Origin of the sequence: Pseudonocardia sp. P1 (assembly GCF_000178675.2) — a bacterium.
GTDB lineage: Bacteria > Actinomycetota > Actinomycetes > Mycobacteriales > Pseudonocardiaceae > Pseudonocardia.
In genome coordinates this window covers 19,066-33,764 of the sequence record NZ_ADUJ02000002.1, presented here as the reverse complement: position 1 = coordinate 33,764, position 14,699 = coordinate 19,066, and the positions used below count along the sequence as shown (strand labels likewise).

The following is a 14,699-nucleotide window of genomic DNA, read 5'->3' as shown; positions in this document are numbered from 1 at the left end:
GTGGGGAGGGTGGCGAGTTGGTCATCGGTGCAGGGGGAGCGGACAGTCTTGATCCGGGCTCCGCCGGCGGTGAGATCAATGACCCGGTTGTCGGCCCGGACCGTGACCGTGACCCAGGCGCGCAGCAGGCCGAGCCAGAAATGTCTGCCCAGCCTTGCTGGGTCCCCGAGGCGGGGGACGACCCAGCCGAACTTCATCGGCCCGCCTCGATAGGCCGCCGAGCTCGACTCGGCGCTCGACTCGGCGCTCGACTCGGCGCTCGACCCGGTGCTCGGCTGGACGGACTCCACCCAGCCCCTCCTCCGGCCCTACACCGGGTCCGCCGCAACCTCCGGGCCACGCTCGGAGCAGCGACGTGTCGACTCGCGCACCACGAGGTCGAGCTGAAGCAACCGATGTGCCGGCGGGCCGCTGCGGTCGCCCATCCGCTGCGCCAGCAGATCTACCAGACGGTGAGCAGCGGCGGTGATGTCGATCCGCAGCCCCGTGATCGAGGGCTGCGACATCTCCGCGATCGGTCCGTCGGTAGCGGTCGCGATCATCAGGTCGTCCGGGACGCCGATTCCGACCCGCTGCGCTGCGGTATACGTGCCCGCCGCGAAGACACTGGATGAGGTGACGACAGCATCGGGTGGGTTCGGGCGTCGAAGGAGGTCCTCGGCGACCGCGACGGCCGAGAGCTGCCCCTCGGCGTTGTCCGCGACCCTGAAGATCGGCGCCTGCCCGCGGCGGGTCACCGCCGCCGAATAGGTCCACAACAGCGAACGCCGGTACGCGTTGTCAGTCTGTCCGACCAGCAAGGCGATGCGGCGCGCACCCTGCTCGGTGAGGTGCTCGAGCAGCCTGGTCATCGCGACCCGATAGTCGGCACCCGACCACCAGTGGAACGAGCCGGTACCCGGGTCCGGGTCGAGCGAGACGGCCGGGACACCACGCCGGGTCAGCAGCCCCAGCGTCTCGTCGCCCACATCCGGGTAGAGCACGACGCAGCCGTCGAGCCGCGGTACCTGCCCGAGCACGTCGGCGGCGCCACGTGCGGTGAACACCGACCAGCCGCGGTTCAGACACGCCACCGCTACTGCGCCGGCCAGGTTGGAGAACGTGGCGGTCCCGAAGACGAAACCGGTGATGGCCTCGGAGGGCCGGATGACGATCCCCACGGCGGGTGCACCCCGATCGGGATGAAAACCGAGCTCGGCCGCGGCCTCCAGTACCCGCCGCCGGGTCTGTTTCGCCACGGGCCTGCGGCCCGAGTAGACCTGGGAGGCCGTGGAGACCGACACCCCCGCGAGATCGGCCACCGCGGACAGCGTCGGACCATCGGTCGCCATACTCACCTCCTGGCCTAGCCCCGATTGATCTGCTCCGTGGAACGGAACGCGGTCTCCTCGAGCCCCAAGGAGCAGACGACGAGGACGGCCATCGCGACTGCACCGTAGACCGCGACCGAGACCGGATTGTGGTCGGTCACGATGAGCAGCCCGGTGGCGACGAACGAGGCGGTGCCCCCACCGAGTGCCGCCCCGACCTGGTACGACACCGACATCCCGCTGTAGCGCACATGTGCCGGGAACTGCTCGCCGAGGAAGGTGGGGATCGGGCCTTGGGTGATGCCGGTCAGCAGCCCGGTCACCGCGAACGCCAGCACAGCCAGCGTCACATCGAGCGTACCGACCAGTGGGAAGTACGCGAACAGGAACGCACCCATGGCGAGCCCGCCGATCGCCATCGTTCGCCGGCGCCCGATCCGGTCGGACAGCAGCGCGAACACCGGCGCCGAGGCGAACAGGACCGCGCTGTAGGCGAGTTGGCCACCCAACGACTCAGTCGCCCCGTACCCGATGCCGGTCAGATACGACAGGAAGAAGGTGAAACCGATGTAGGCGATCGTGTTGTAGCCGTAGCTGACACCGAGCCCCAGAAGCACCGCTCGCGGCCGGCGCCGGACTGCCTCGACGAGCGGAACCTTCGGCAACGCGTCAGGGTCTGTGCTCACAGGTTCCTCGTCCGGCATGGTGAGCCGGGCGAGCAGACCGATCACGACGAGTGCCCCACCGAGCAAGAACGGGATCCGCCAGGCATATCCGGTCAGGTCCCCGTCGAACCCGATGCTCACCAGCGCGAACACCCCGGTGCCGAGCAGGGTGCCCAGCCCGATTCCGGCGCTGGTGAAGCTGCCCCAGAGTCCGCGCCGGTTCGCAGGCGCGTTCTCCATGCCGAACAACGCCGCTCCACCCCACTCGCCTCCGGCAGCGAAGCCCTGCACCAGCCTGAGCAGGACGAGCAGCGCCGGGGCGAGCAGCCCGACCTGTTCATAAGTCGGCAGCAGTCCGACGCCGAGGGTGGCCACCCCCATGGTGACCAAGGTGAGGATCAACATCTTCCGGCGTCCGATGCGATCGCCGAAATGCCCGATCACGATCCCCCCGAGCGGGCGGGCGAAAAATCCCGTTCCGAAGGCGGCAAAGGCGTACATGGTGCCGACGAGCGGATCCTGCGACGGGAAGAAGACCTGGTTGAACACCAGCCCGGCAGCGAGCCCGTAGATGAGGAAGTCGTAGTACTCCAGCGCGGTCCCCAGGCCTGCTACCAGGAAGGCCTTGGTGCCCGAGACGCGCGTGCCGGTCTGCGTCGGCCGGTTGCTCCCGATGTCCATGATTCGGTCCGTCCGTGATCAGTCGTTGTAGTGGAGGGTGGAGATCGCCGAGACCGGCTGGCCCGAGTTGTCGAAACCGGCAAGGCTGGGGCGGGCGAAGTCCATGGCGAATGGCTCGTTGGACGCCGCCACGGTGACCGGGTCGAGATCGTCGAGATCGGCGCCCAGACCCTCGAGGGCCTCATCGACGACCAGGTCGCGGCCGCTGCCCTCCAGGCGCGGGACCGCCAGCACGTCCTCCACGCCTGCCCTGCTGTCGATCAGGCCGATGGCGAGTTGGGCGACGGCGCTGACGATGCGCCGACCTCCCGATGCTCCCAGCGCGGCCACCGCCCGACCGTCGCGGCTGAGCAGCACCGGTCCCATGTTCGCCAGCGGTCGAGCACCCGGCCCGATGCTGTTCGCGGCGCCTGGGGCGGCGTTGAACCACGCCATCGCCGAGTCCAGCAGCAGGCCGGTGCGCGGGCACAGGACACCGCTGCCGAAGTGATTCGCCGCCGTGTGCGTCACGGCGACGGCGTTGCCCGCGGCGTCGACGGCCGAGACATGCGTCGTTCCGCTGCCCGGAGTGCTGCCCCCGCCCGGCCGCCAGAGCGGAGCGTCCCCGACTGCGGGATCATGGGGCCACGGATCGTGGGCGGCATACGCGGCGTAGGTGGCCCACGGCGCGCCATCGCGCCAGCGCGGCGCGTCCTCGCCGCGTCGCACCGAGTCCGCGACCGCGCGGGCATAGCCCGGTGCGAGCAGACCCTCGAGCGGCACGGGAGCGACCTGCGGGTCGCCCAGCCAGTGATAGCGGTCGGCGAAAGCATGCCGCAGCACCAGCGCGAGGTCCCGCAGCGTGGTCGGATCGCACTGCGCGAACTGACCCGACGTGATCGACCCTGGCCTCCAGCCGCTCGGGCGAGCTCGGCGAAGATGCCCAGCAGGTCCCGGGCGAGGCCCCGGCCTGCGCGCGCAGCGGCTCGGCGGTGCCCTAGGTCTCGGCCAGCACCGACCACTACGGCACCCGGCGACCACTGCAGGTCCCCGAACGCGTCGCGTGGCACGGATCAGGTGCAGCTGGACCCTCGGCGATGGTCGTAGGGAGCGGCGGAGACGGTTCGGTGTTTCCTCAATGCCGTGTCAGGTCCGGCAACCGATCTCCGGGATCCCACTCGATCAACGGCGTACGGCGCAGCCGATACAGCAGCCGCTTGCGGTCCCGACGCGCGACATAGTCCTCGTTGTCGGCCATGCCCCACACTTCGACCGCCGTCGGGGGATCGGTGTCGGTCAGCACGAAGTCCGGCAGCACCTCCGCGGCGCCGTCGTAGCGCAACGGCTTGACGAACGCCCGCCCCGCCCGAGACAACGCATCGGCCATGACGACCTCGTGCGACGAATCCGCCGGAACGAACCCGGCGTTGGTCAACATCACCGCTGCCGAGACCATTGACAGGTTGCCTGCATCGCTGCGCTGCACCAACGCCAGCACCACCTGCTCACTGCCGGCCGGACGCGCCGCCGCGAACACCGATGGAGCGCTGTGGCGCACCCGCGCCATCAGTGCTGCCGAGACGAACACGGGCACCCGGTGATGACGCAGATCCATCCGGTGCCCGTAGCGGGTCTCAGCCCACCCCCGCACCGCGGCGAGCACCAGCCCCCGATGCGACACGCCGTCGCGGGTGCCCAGCCCGTCGATGAAGTGCTCGAAAGCGGGCCGATACCGATCCGGATCCGCGGGATCGAACGGCGGAACCACATAACAGGACTCGACCAACCGACGCCCCGAGACCACCACCGACTCAGCGGCAGCCTGCAGCAGCCAATGACACTCGGCCCACCCACGGCGCCCCGCCGGCGCCACCGTCAACCCGGCTCGCTCCCACAGCACCTGCAGCAAACCCAGCAGCCCCATACGGGCCCGCCCCGCCCCATCCGCGCCGCCGCCGGAGCCCGGCGACTCGAGCCGGCCGCCATGGCCGGCGACCGGGGCATGCAGCGGCACCGACAGACTCACCGAGGCGATGCCGCCGTCGTCCTCGCGCAGCACACCACCGCGCGAGGCGACTCCGGCAGCACCCGCGCTGGCTTCGGTGCGGAACGCGCAACCCGGCGCGTGCTCGGACCCGCCGCTCGGCCAACAGGCCAGGTAGTACACCCCGCCGCGACGACGGATCACCAACCGCGGCGCCGGCTCGGCACACAGACACCAACCGCAACCCTCGACGACCCGCGCCCGCTCAGCCAACGCCCGATGCGCCGGCGCATCACCCCGGAACCGGGCCAACGACACCGACCGCCCCGCCAACAAGACCCGGGCACCCCGCGGCGCCTGCCACGGTCGACCGCCTTCACGGCGCCGGCCACCCGGCCCGTCCGTGCCCGCGACGCCGCAACCGTCCGGGTGCCCGCTCCCGCTCCCACCCGGCCTCATCTTCACCTTCGGCCACATCGTGTCGCCGCTGCACTCGTGGGGCCGCGTGGACATGGCTGATCAGCCTTGTCCCACCGTTGGTGCCACTGCCGGTCCCGCCGCTGATGGCACCGGGGCGCGACCGCTGGCCAGGCCGGGGAGTCCGTCGACCCCCCGGGGCTGATCAGGTGGCGCCTCGGTGGGGGAGTGGGCCGCGTCGTCATCGTCCGACATCGCACCCACCGGTGCCTGACCGCCGCTGGTCGCCTCGTCGCGTGTGCGTCGCAGCATCGTGCGGACCCGTTTGACCGGAAGCCCGAACATCGCCGCCAGGTCCTCGGCGCTGCGCTGGCGTCCGTGCAGCTCCGCCAGCACTGCGCACTGCTGGGCGCCGATCGACTCAGCTTCGGCTTCGGCCTCGGCGACGGCCTCCTCGCGACGTCGGTCCAGCTCGGCCAGCACCACGTCGCGGCTCTGCTCGATCTCGATGATCCGTTCCTGGGCCCGGGCGTAGCGCTCGAACGCCGACTCCTCCAAGCGGCGTTGCTGCTCCTGCTCGCGATCGAGCTGGTCGCGTTTGGCAACCATCGCCGCCACGTCATCGCGCACCCGGCGTGACCGCCGCGTCCTCTCCGCCGCCACCCACCGCTCCCTTCTCGCCGCACATGCCGCCCGAGCCGACACAGCCCGAGCTTCGAGCAGAATAGTAGAAATCAGCGCCAGCGTGTCCAGTGCAGCAGACGATCGGTGCTAGAGACCGCCGGGCAGCCGCCCACTACCTGCAGCCCGCGACCTGTGCCGGCCGTGGACGGGCCAACGCAAGCCTCCCCCGCCCACTCAGGCCGTGCGCGCGTGGAAGGCGATCGCCCGCACCGTCACACATATGCGTAGCCACGACAACGGCCGGACACTCGAGGTGCACGACCGCTGACCTGCTGATGGCGATCTTGTTCCAGGCCGCGAACCGGCCCACCATGTAGTCGCATGCCCAAGCTCCCGGCCACATCGGCGGGGTGCTCGTGGGACCGGAACCGGCCCCACCGAGGCTGCCCGAGTTCACTCCGGTTCCGCAGTGTTGTTTCGCGACGGAGGGTGTCCGAGACTGCCCGGACTGGGCCCGGCATGGTCACATCGCTTCGGCGGCAGTCTTGATCGTTTCGCGAATGCGGTTGTACGTCCCGCACCGACAGATGTTGCGGATCCCGTCCAGGGCAGCGTCATCGATCGATCGCCCTTCGGCAGTGCAGCGGTTGACCAGATCGACGGCCGCCATGATCTGGCCGGGCTGGCAGTAGCCGCATCGCGCGACATCGTTGTCGGTCCACGCCTGTCACATCGGATGAAGAGCGTCGCCGTCGGCTAGACCCTTGATCGTGGTGACCTCGTCAGACCCTGCGCCGCACCGATCGGTGCGGCGCAGGGGTTGAAGGCATTGCCGTTGACGTGGCTCGTACACGCCTTACAGACGTTGATGCCGCAGCCGTACTTGGCTCCGGTGACACCGAGAACGTCGCGCAGGACCCACAGGAGGCCGACGTCGTCCGCGATCTCGACGGTGACGCGCTCGCCGTTCAACACGAAGGTGTGCCCAGACATCGGTTGCTCCTAGCGAGCCAGCTCCCGACCGTTGGTCGGCGACGGGGGGATTGGGGGGACGGTCGGGTACGGCTCGAAGGGCAGTGGCTCGTTGTGCAGGATCGGGAACTCGGTCGGAACCGTCCCCGTCGCGCGGGCGTAGGCGCAGGCGATCGCGCCACAGGTGGCCGCCAGACCGAACTCGCCGGCGCCGCCGGGCTCCGGGGACTCGGAGTCCTCGATGAGGACGATGTTCATCTCCGGTGGGGTGTTCCACTGTCGAGTGTAGAAGTAGTTGTCCCAGCTGGCTTCAAGGAAATGGCCGTCGTCGAGATGCAGTCCTGAAGTGAGCGTCATCGCGATGGCGTCGTTGATGCCGCCCATCATCTGGGCTTCGAGTCCCCGAGTATTAATGATCAGGCCGATATCGATGACGAAAGTCACCTTCGTGACACGGGGCCCGGTGCGGGCCTCGCGGATCTGCCGGTTCACGGTTTCGGGGCGGCAGTCAAGTTCTACGACACAGGCTGTGGCGCCCTTATACTCGGTATGGAACCCAATGCCTTGCGCAGTGCCCGCCGGCATTGATTTTCCCCAGTCAGCCTCCTCGGCTGCCCGATCCAGGACTGATTTCCACCGGTCAAGCTTCAGGAACGCCGATCGGAATTCGTAAGGGTCCTGCCCGAGCTTGGCGGCGATCTGATCGACGACCAGTTCGCGGGCCGTTGCGATGTCCGGTGAGTAGATATTGCGCATCGACGAGGTGTTGAACCGCATGTCCACTTCGTTGAGCAAGCGGGTCGAGGCGCCGAAGTGGTAGGGAGTGACCTGAGTCAGTTCAAAGATCGTCTCGGACAGGGCGAGGTTGGCAAGCGGTGCCTGGAATGCCGCTGCGGTCAGACCATCACCGAGGCCAGGGTTGATCTCAGTCGCCACGCTGGTATGGCGCAGTTCGAAGCTCGACACGGCCTTATTCGTCACCTGAGCGCGAATACGAGTGGTGGCCATTGGGTGTACGCGACCCTGGCGGGAGTCGTCGGCCCGGGTCCACATGAGTTTGACCGGTTTCCCCATGGTCTGCGAGACCTCGGCGGCCTCGAGCGCCGCGTCGAAGAATAGCTTGCGCCCGAACGACCCGCCGCCCTCGACCACGTGAAATGTGACTGCATTCTGGGTCATGCCAAGCTTCTTGGCCATCTCGGCCTGTGCGGCGATCGGGTTCTTCGCCGGCCCCCAAATCTCTGCGGTACCGTTCCGGACGTCCGCGATAGCGCAGTTTGTCTCCAGCGAGGAGTTGCTGCGGAAGTAAAAGACGAAGTCGCCTTCGACCGTTTCTCCCAGAGCCTGGGGAACCGCCAGCGGGAGTTCCCCGGCGCGCAGCTTCCGCAGGACTGAGTTGTCGTTCTCGCCCTCGACGGTTCCGCCGTCCCAGGCCACGTCCAGCGCATTGACGGCGTCGACGGCCTGGCCGAAAGTCTTCGCGCGCACGGCGACACCAGTAGACACCTGCTCGACGTCGGTGACGCCCGGCATGGTCCGGACCTCGTCGATGTTGCTGACTCCCTGCGGCGCGGAGTTCAAGTTCGGACCGCGGCAGATCACCGTCGGCAGCGCATCCGGGATCTGCAGGTCGGTGGCGAACATCTTCTTGCCTGTCACCATTGCCAGAGCATCCGACTTAGAATGCGGCGTGCCGATAACCGTGAACTCCTCGCGCGGTTTGAGTACTACCTCCACTGCCTCGGTCACCGGACTTGCAGCAGCCTCGGTCAGGGAGCCGAAGGGAAGTTCTTCGCCGTTGTTGCCGATGATCAGACCGCGTCGGCTCGTGAGCACAGCCTGCTCCTGTCCGAGCTGGGCTGCGGCCGCGTTGAGCAACCGACCCTGAGCGAGGGCGGCCGCCACCCGGATCGGCGTGTAGGTGGTGAACGTAGTACTGGACCCGCCAGTGACCTGATTGGTCATCAGCTCCGGGCGGGCGTCGGCGAGCGTGACGATCACCTGGTCCGGATCGAGGTTCATCTCCTCGGCGATGATCATCTGCGTGGAGGTGATAATGCCCTGACCGTTGTCCGAGCGCGGAAGCGCAAACGAGACGGTGCCGTCGCGGTTGACCTCGACGCGGATCAGGTTGGCGAACGGCCGCATCTCATCGCGCAACGCATCGAGTAGGTCGTAGACCTCGGGTGTCTGCGGCGGTGAAGGGAAGGCGGCCGCCGACGCTGTCGGCGCGCTGTCGACGAGGGTCTGCCGGCCCACCTCAGCAGCGACGACGAGCGTCGGAGCCGCAAGGAGATAGCCGAGGAAGCGGCGCCGACCGATCGTGCGCTCGGCAAGTGGCTGAGTGTGAGAGTGCGACATCTCGGATCCTCATCATCGAGGCCCCGTTCGCGGCGGAAGGGGCGTACCTGCGAGCCGAAGCCCGCTGACCGTACAGGCGGTCAACGAGGGGCCCATGCAGTGGGTTACACCCAGCACCTCGCCCGTAGTCCTGGCGTCGGTCGGTCGGTCCTCCGACGTGGATCGCGCACGACAGGCGCCGAGCCGGGGGTGATGGTTCGACGCGGACCGGGTTCAACGGTCCGCTCGGTCGAGCCTCTGCAGGGCGTTGCTTGTGCCAGCAGATTGACCGGATGTACGGTCACTTCGGTCGCGGGCTCCACCACGGCCCATGCTGACGATGGAGTTGGACATGCCTCTGAGTCTTGGCCAATGGATCGCACGTCGTGGGGCGCGCGACCCGGAAGCGGTCGCTCTGGTGGACGCAGCCACCGATGAACAGACCACATACGGTGAGCTCGAGCGCCGGATCGGGGGGCGCGCCGCGGCGCTGCGCGCTCTGGGGGTTCGGCGGGGTGACCGGGTGGCGCTGCTCGGGCTGAACTCCGTTGACTACCTGGAGATCCTGTTCGCCGTGGCCCGGGCGGGAGCGGTAGCAGTGCCGATCAATTACAGGCTGTCCGCCCCGGAGGTCGGCTACATCTTCGACGACGCTCGTCCGACAGTCGTTGTGCACGACGCTACCTTTGCCCCGTTGGCGAAGGCCGCAGCCGAGAAGTCCGCCTGCACCGGACTGCAACTGGTCGAGGACATAGCTCTCCACGCCGACACTGACCCGTTCGGCGGGGAAACGGTCGGCACAGACGACATCGCAATGCTCATGTATACGTCCGGTACCACCGGACGCCCGAAGGGCGCGATGATCACGCACGGCAACCTCGAATGGAATGCCGTCAACATGCTGACCTCGGCGGAGGGGCTGCGTCCCGCCGACACCACGTTGGCGGTGGCGCCACTATTCCACATCGGCGGACTCGCGCTGTTTACACTGCCCTTGCTCTACGCCGGCGGGACGGTAGTCGTTGCGAGCCAGTTCGACCCGCGCCAGGTGTTGGACATCATCGCCAGCCAGAAGATCACCGTACACTTCATGGTGCCCGCAATGTGGGCTGCGATGTCACAGGTTCCCGATTTCGACTCACACGACCTCTCTCATCTGCGATATCTGCTCTGCGGTGGGGCACCGTGCCCGCTGCCAGTGATCGAGTTCTACGAGAGCAAGGGCCTCACCTTCGTCGAGGGATTCGGGATGACCGAGCTCGCCCCAGCCGCGCTCGTGCTGGAGGCCGCCTTCGTGCGTTCCCGCGCCGGGTCTGTGGGGCGCCCGTTCCTGCACGTCGACGTCCGTATCGTCGACGAGCGCGACGAGGACGTCCTGCCCGGCGAGGTCGGTGAGCTGGTGCTGCGCGGGCCCAATGTCTTCGCCGGCTACTGGGGCCTGCCGGAGGCCACCGCCGAAGCGATGCGCGGCGGCTGGTTCCACTCCGGCGACCTGGCCCGGCGCGACGACCAGGGGTTCGTGACCCTGGTCGACCGCAAGAAGGACATGATCATTTCCGGCGGGGAGAACGTCTACCCCATCGAGATCGAGCAGGTGCTGCATCGCCACCCGGATGTCGCCGATGTCGCGGTCATCGGTGCGCCGGACCCGCAGTGGGGCGAGATGATCGTCGCCGTGATCGTGCCGACCCCGCAAACCACGGTGGACGGCGACCAGGTCATCGCGTTCTGCCGGGAAAGGATCGCCCACTTCAAGTGCCCCCGCCGGGTCGAGGTCGTCGACGAGTTGCCTCGTAACGCCACCGGCAAGTTGCTCAAGCGGGAGCTTCGGACTCGTTTCACGTCGGCGGCGACCGCCGTCACCCGATGAGAAAACTGATGGAGCGCTACTGATGACTTCGGCCAACGACGCATGGACGACACCCGAACGCCAGGCCCTACGCGAGGTCGTCACTGACTTCACCACTCGCGAGATCGTTCCGAACCTTGCTGCCTGGGAAGACGCCGGTGAACTGCCGCGCAGCCTGCACGAGAAGGCGGCCGAGCTGGGGCTGTTCGAGCTGGGCTTCCCGGAGAAGGCGGGTGGCGCCGGGGAATTTATCGACTTCCTCGTCGCCAACGAGGCGATCTTGCTGGCCGGCGGCAGCACGGGAGTGTGCTCGGCACTGTTTACCCACAGCATCGGGGCGCCCCACATCGCCGCGGCCGGCGACCCGTGGCAGATCGACACCTTCGTCCGGCCCGCGCTCGCCGGACAGAAGATCGCTGCGCTCGGTGTGACGGAGCCGGGCACCGGATCCGATGTCGGCGCCATCACCACCCGCGCGAGGCGCGACGGCGACGACTACGTCGTCAGCGGCGCGAAGACCTTCATCACCTCCGGCACTCGGGCTGACTTCGTGACCACCGCGGTGCGCACCGGCGGCCCCGGCCACCGGGGTGTCTCGCTGCTGATCATCGAGTCGGACCGGCCCGGCTTCGCTGTCACCTCCAAGCTCAAGAAGATGGGCTGGCTCTGCTCGGACACCGCGGAGCTGTCCTTCGACGAGGTCCGGGTACCCCTCCGCAATCTCATCGGGGACGAGGGCACCGGATTCGTCCAGATCATGCAGCGCTTCGAGTCCGAGCGGCTGTTGATGGCCGCACAGGCCGCCGCGACCGCCGAGCGTTCACTGCACCTAGCCCGGCAGTGGGCCCGGGACCGGGTGACCTTCGGTGAACCACTGGCTCACCGCCAGGTCATCCGCCACAAGCTCGCCGACATGGCGCGGGAGGTCGCCGTCGCACGCACCTTCGTCCGTGACGTCGCCGTGCGCTGGTCGGAAGAAGGCCACACGCCCGAGGAGGTGGCGATGGCGAAGAACGCCGCGGTCGCCGCCTGCGACAGCGTGGTCAACGCAGCTGTGCAGATCCACGGCGGAATGGGCTACATGCGCGATTCCGAGGTCGAACGCCACTACCGCGACTCTCGGATTCTCGGTATTGGCGGCGGGACCACCGAGATGATGAACGAGATCATCGCCAAGCAGATCATCGACAAGGTCTGATCTGAGGGCGCCCCGGCTCGGCGGGTCCTACCAGGGACCATGCCGGAGTGGCGGCCGAGCCGCGGGCGTGCCACTGACGTCGGCGCCGATCTCGTCGGAGCAGCTTTCGGCGTACTCCGTGGACCACATCCCTATTTAGCGCCGTGCGGGACCGGCGCCCGGCTGGCCTGCATAGGCCTGGCCGATTTCCAGCCATTCTCGGGCGGCCGCTCCGGTGATCGTCAGCTCGGTATCGTCAGGGTGGCGCCGGCGCACCAGTACCAGACAGAAGTCCGCAGCTCCGCCGCTGATGCGATCCGGCGCGTCCGGCGGGCCGTAGGTCCAACTCTCTCCGGAGGGTGCGGTGAGTTCGACTCGGACGGGGACGCTGGACGGCTCGCGGTCACGAACGACGTACCCGTAGCCGCGTGCCCGGACGGCGAGCGTCGCGACGTGTCGGAGACGGTCGGTGGGTTCGCGTTGAACCCCGAGCGCTGCGGCGACATCGTGTCCGTGCGCCCAGTGCTCCATGAGACGTGCGCTCACCATGCTGGCAAGACTCATGTGCGGTCCGTACCACGGCACCCGGCTGTTTGCGGGTACCGAGTGCACCGCTGCATGGAACGAATCCGCCGCGTCTGCCCGCTCCGTGAGCAGCGCAGGAGCGCGCGCCGGGACCCTTCGCAGGTGCTCGATCCCGTACGCCGAGGTGTCCGCCAGAGCGGCGGCACGCTCGAGGCTGAACTGCGTCGGATCGGCGACAGCCAGGACCGCCATCTGGTCGAAGAACGCCAGATGGGCGATCTGATCGCGAACTGACCACCCCGGCGACGGTGTCGCCGCGAACCACGCTGGGCTCTCGATCGTGTCCACGATGGCGCGTAGCTGCGCCCGTTCGGCGGCCAGATCGGCGAGAAGGTCGCCCACCAGGTCGGCCGCGTCACCAGTTCTTGTCATTGCCAACTCCGTGGTAGACGGACGGCCGATCGACGGCCTGCCAGCGCGATGGTTTGGCGAGGGCTCCGCGCACGGCGACGCCTTCCGGTCGTCGCCTACCCGGGATCGCGTCAGCCTTCGTCGGTGTCGATCCGGGCCCGCAGCTCGTGTTTCTGGATCTTGCCGGTGGTCGTCTTTGGCAATTGCTCGACGGCGACGAACCGCTTCGGCACCTTGTAACCGGCCAGGTGCTGCTTTGCGTAGGACCGCAACGTCTCGACGTCGACCGCGACGCCGTCGCCGGGCACGACGACCGCGGTCACGGCCTCACCCCAGCGGTCGTCCGGCGTCCCCACCACTGCACAGTCGGCTACGTCTGGGTGGGCGAGCAGCACGCGCTCGACCTCGACCGAGGAGACGTTCTCCCCGCCGCTCTTGACGATGTCCTTAAGTCGGTCCGTGAACCACAACACGCCGTCCTCGTCGAGATAGCCCACATCGCCGCTGTGGAACCAACCGTGCGCGAACGCGACGGTGTTGGCGTCCTCGTTGCCGTGGTAGCCCTGCATTGCCTGCGGACCCCGGTAGACGATCTCTCCCTCCTCGCCGGGAGGCAGCAGTCGTCCGTCGGCGTTCATGATCTGGACGTCGGTCGTCGCCACCGGCGCCCCCCACGAGGAAAACTTCTGCCACTGATGCGACGGCCACTGCATGACCGTCGGTGGGATGAACTCGGTCTGTCCGGAGCCGAGGACGACGTCGGCGTTGGGAAAGGCCACTCGGACCTCGCTGAGCCGCTCCTGGCTCATCGGGGCCATGGCGTAAACAGCCATTCGTACGTTCTCGCACCCAGCAGCTGCGACGCCGGCCCGCTGCGCCATCACACCCCACATGATCGGGAGCAGCATCAAATGGGTGACCTGCCGCGTCGCGACGTCGCGCAGAATCGCCTCGGGGTCGAAGCCGCGGTGCAAGAGCACCGTCCCACCGCTCAACAGCACCGGCAGGGTGAGGGTGTCGAGCGCGGTCACATGGAACAGCGGCAGCACGATCGGAAAGACCGAGTAGCGATCGCCGCGCTCGTGGCGGAACTGCAGGCAGGCGCTCAACGCGGCCATCGTGACCGCGGTATGGCTGGTCAACACCGCTTTCGGGCGCGAAGTGGTGCCGGAGGTGTAGAGACACTGGACCACGTCGCGGTCGTCGACGAACGTCTCGACCGGCGCATCGGAGGTGGCCATGACGGTGTCGAAGCTGGTGACCGTGATCCCGGCGACCTCAGCCGGGTGATCCTCACCCCCGCCCACCACCACGATCGATTCCAAGGTGGAGGTCGCGCTCGCGGCGGCCGAGAGCGACTTCTCCAGCAGCGGCAGGAACGACTCCTCGACGACGGCGACCCGGGGGCCCGTGTCGTCGAGCTGGAACGCGATATCGGTTGGGGCGAGGCCCAGGTTGACCGGTACGACCGCGGCGCCCAGCTTGGCGCAGCCGAAGAACGTCGCCAGGAACTGCCAGCAGTTCGGTAGGACGAGGGTGACCGCATCGCCGCGCTCGACTCCGGCCCCGCTGAGACCACGGGCCACGGAGTTCGCACGGGACTCGAGCTGGCGATAGCTGAGCTCGAACTCGCCGTCGACGACCGCCAGGCGGTCGCCGAAGTGCCGTGCGGACCGGGTCAGGACGTCACCGATACAGACGCGGCCGATGAGGTTGACCGCCAGCGGATCGACGTTGTCGATGGCAGGTCGCAGGGACATCGTTG

Annotated in this window: 10 protein-coding genes and 1 pseudogene; 2 read left to right on the top strand and 9 right to left on the bottom strand. The window is 68.1% G+C overall.

The window, feature by feature from the left end:
• Nucleotides 1–308 precede the first annotated feature (308 nt).
• The 7 genes and pseudogenes from PP1_RS29675 to PP1_RS29645 all read right to left on the bottom strand — a co-directional run bounded on the left by PP1_RS29675 (nt 309) and on the right by PP1_RS29645 (nt 8,993).
• Entirely contained in the window at nt 309–1,331 is a 1,023-nt protein-coding gene (locus PP1_RS29675; RefSeq protein ID WP_010226732.1) for a LacI family DNA-binding transcriptional regulator, read from the bottom strand.
• Nucleotides 1,332–1,345: 14 nt separating this feature from the next.
• Nucleotides 1,346–2,656 (bottom strand): MFS transporter, encoded by a 1,311-nt coding sequence (locus tag PP1_RS29670; RefSeq protein WP_010226731.1) that lies wholly within the window; start codon nt 2,654–2,656, stop codon nt 1,346–1,348.
• A gap of 18 nt (nt 2,657–2,674) precedes the next feature.
• Nucleotides 2,675–3,676, bottom strand: a complete 1,002-nt coding sequence (locus PP1_RS29665; RefSeq protein WP_075315338.1) for a gamma-glutamyltransferase — start codon at nt 3,674–3,676, stop codon at nt 2,675–2,677.
• Between the two features lie 94 nt (nt 3,677–3,770).
• Complete coding sequence (locus tag PP1_RS29660) at nt 3,771–5,078, bottom strand: DUF1173 family protein (RefSeq protein ID WP_249266146.1); 1,308 nt, start codon at nt 5,076–5,078, stop codon at nt 3,771–3,773.
• 60 nt (nt 5,079–5,138) lie between these two features.
• A complete protein-coding gene (locus PP1_RS29655) occupies nt 5,139–5,666 on the bottom strand; it encodes a hypothetical protein (RefSeq protein WP_010226727.1) in 528 nt (175 codons plus the stop codon).
• 517 nt (nt 5,667–6,183) lie between these two features.
• Nucleotides 6,184–6,653, bottom strand: a pseudogene (locus PP1_RS29650) ((2Fe-2S)-binding protein).
• A gap of 9 nt (nt 6,654–6,662) precedes the next feature.
• Nucleotides 6,663–8,993, bottom strand: coding sequence for a molybdopterin cofactor-binding domain-containing protein (locus PP1_RS29645; protein ID WP_010226723.1), 2,331 nt, complete (start codon nt 8,991–8,993; stop codon nt 6,663–6,665).
• 310 nt (nt 8,994–9,303) lie between these two features.
• Between PP1_RS29645 and PP1_RS29640 the strand changes: the two genes are divergently transcribed.
• Nucleotides 9,304–10,842, top strand: coding sequence for an acyl-CoA synthetase (locus tag PP1_RS29640; protein ID WP_010226716.1), 1,539 nt, complete (start codon nt 9,304–9,306; stop codon nt 10,840–10,842).
• A 22-nt stretch (nt 10,843–10,864) separates the two neighbouring features.
• A complete protein-coding gene (locus PP1_RS29635; protein WP_010226715.1) occupies nt 10,865–12,019 on the top strand; it encodes an acyl-CoA dehydrogenase family protein in 1,155 nt (384 codons plus the stop codon).
• Nucleotides 12,020–12,154: 135 nt separating this feature from the next.
• Here PP1_RS29635 and PP1_RS29630 read toward each other — a convergent pair whose 3' ends face one another.
• Both PP1_RS29630 and PP1_RS29625 read right to left on the bottom strand, forming a co-directional pair.
• Entirely contained in the window at nt 12,155–12,955 is an 801-nt protein-coding gene (locus tag PP1_RS29630; protein WP_033199019.1) for a TIGR03084 family metal-binding protein, read from the bottom strand.
• 110 nt (nt 12,956–13,065) lie between these two features.
• Nucleotides 13,066–14,694 carry a class I adenylate-forming enzyme family protein gene (locus PP1_RS29625; protein ID WP_010226711.1) on the bottom strand — a complete coding sequence of 543 codons (1,629 nt, stop codon included), beginning with the start codon at nt 14,692–14,694 and terminating at the stop codon, nt 13,066–13,068.
• Between the last annotated feature and the right edge of the window lie 5 nt (nt 14,695–14,699).